The sequence below is a fragment of the Corynebacterium sp. KPL2850 genome (genome assembly GCF_040225855.1).
Lineage (GTDB): Bacteria > Actinomycetota > Actinomycetes > Mycobacteriales > Mycobacteriaceae > Corynebacterium.
The window spans coordinates 1-2053 of sequence record NZ_JBEHFV010000064.1 but is presented as its reverse complement, the minus strand read 5'-3'; the positions used below and the strand labels follow the sequence as shown (position 1 = coordinate 2053).

Genomic DNA, 2053 nt, shown 5'->3' with positions numbered 1-2053 from the left:
CTAAAAATCCCGAGTTAGGGATCCGCCCCCGTCCACCCCACCCGCGAGATTGACAAACTATATAGGAACACCCCCCGGCTCAACTTCCCGTTTTCTGCCACAACAGCCCTCCCGAAGCCCGGCCGCCCCAAGAGTGGAGAGCACGGTGTAATCGAGGTGGGGCTGAAAGGGGCATCGGCAAGCAAGCGAATTGGCGGCACGCCAAAGCCGGGCCGCCACAGCAGAAGTGTGGGAGCCCGGCTTGCACAGAGTGAATTTGTGAAGGCTAGGTTTCTTGTTTCTGGCCCACGTGGCCAATGCCCTCTTTGAAAATCGTGCCGCGCGGCGGAAGCAAGCCCATGAATTTGAACGTCAAGTACACGCCGATGGAAATGGCCAGCGAGACGGCACCGAACGCGCCGGTAAACCCGTACATCACGGCCATCGGCGCGATGATGGTCCACGAAATCTCGAACGGGCCGAAGCCGATGTAGGCCATGCCGTATTCGGAAAGCGTGCCGGACTTCAGCTTCGGGTCGACGATCTTGAGCACGGCGATGCCGGTAGCCACGGTGGCCGTCGCCCAACCCCAGCCGAAGATACCGCGCTCGATCCAGCGCTCGCCAAAGAACTCGGCGGGGAACCACATCAAGAAGAAGGTACAGAAGATGGTGCCCAGAATGAACAGAACGAGCAGCGCCTGCCAGTAGGAAGCGATAGCGGCAGGAACGATGGCGGCCACGCCGAAGGCGATGAGGTAATCGGTAGCGGCACCGGAGATGGAGGATACGGAATCCTTATCCAGGTAGTCCTCGGCGCCGACGAAGTTCATGATGGCGCGAAAGAGGAGACCGATAACCATGGACATCGCAAAGAGCGGGACGGAAACGTTTTCCCAAATGCTGGAAATACCCTGATTGACGCCATAAGCCGTCATGACCGTGAGAATGATGAAGCCGAAGTGCAGCGCGAGCGGCTCGATGGAAGAAGGGTTGGTGGTCGCGCGGCCGAGAGAGGGGCGATCATCGAGGTTCTTAATGTAGCCGCGGCGAATCTCCTCAGGCAGTTCCTTGGGCACGTAGGACACCTTGCCCTTGCGGATGCCCCAGTTACCAGCGATGACACCGCCGATAATCGCGGCCAGCGTGCCGACGGTCGCAGACGTAAAGCCCAGGGACGCTGCCGCATCGGCGCCGACGCCCTCCAGCGCGCCACCCACAGCGGCGGCCGTGCCGAAGCCACCGGTAAAGCCAACCGGCAGCATCATGCCGAACCAGTTGGGGGTATCAAAGACTGGGGCGAAGAAGAGCAGGCCGAGCACGATGAAAAGGCCCCACTGGCCGGTAAACATCATGGTGGAATAGCCCCACATATTGCGCGCGCCCTTGCCCATGTTGCTGCCAACCTCCATGGAATACGCCATCGAGGCAAAGACCACGGCGATGAGGATGGAGGTGTAATCGCCGAGGTTATCGGAGAAGTTGATCCAACCCAGCACGTTGGGCCCGACCAGCAGACCAAGCAGGCCGGCGGTGATGGGGGCAGGCAGCAATAAGTCCTGGAAGATGAACTTCACTTGGTGGCGCAAAATATTGCCGATGACCATGAGTAAGGAAATCCAACCCACATCCAGCATGAGCGTATAAGCGGAAAAATCTTCCATGGGAATCCTTTCTAGCTGTGCAGTTATGGCAGGCTGCTCACGAGTAGCGAGCGCGCAGACAAAAAGTACATTACCTATCATGTAGTGAGCCACAACATAAGGCGGATTTTTCACCCCCGCTACAATGGCACGGTGGAGCACTACCTCAGCATCATCATCGGCGCGGGCCAGGCAGGCTTGGCAACGGCCCACCAGCTCACCTCCCGCGGCCTTATCCCCGCCCAAGACTTTCTGCTTATCGATGCCAACCCCGCCCCCGGCGGCGCCTGGCGTCACCGCTGGGATTCCCTGACGCTGGGCAAGGCCCACAACATCGCGAGCCTGCCGGGCATGCCCGCCCCGCTTGCCGATGCCTCCGCCACCTCACCGCTCGCAGACTCGCCAAACCGCACGCCGGTCGCATCGATGGCT

The 2053-nt window shown here is 60.2% G+C and carries 2 protein-coding genes; one reads left to right on the top strand and one right to left on the bottom strand.

The window, feature by feature from the left end; genetic code table 11:
- Positions 1-265 precede the first annotated feature (265 nt).
- Entirely contained in the window at positions 266-1642 is a 1377-nt protein-coding gene (locus ABRP93_RS11540) for a sodium/glutamate symporter (protein ID WP_349888012.1), read from the bottom strand.
- Between the two features lie 132 nt (positions 1643-1774).
- Here ABRP93_RS11540 and ABRP93_RS11535 point away from each other — a divergent pair.
- Positions 1775-2053: NAD(P)-binding protein (locus ABRP93_RS11535; RefSeq protein WP_349888011.1), on the top strand; the 279-nt coding region annotated here is incomplete at its 3' end.

Coding starts and splice junctions, on each gene's coding strand:
- ABRP93_RS11540 (WP_349888012.1), bottom strand. CDS start 1,642: ATGGAAGATTTTTCCGCTTATACGCTCATGCTGGATGTGGGTTGGATT.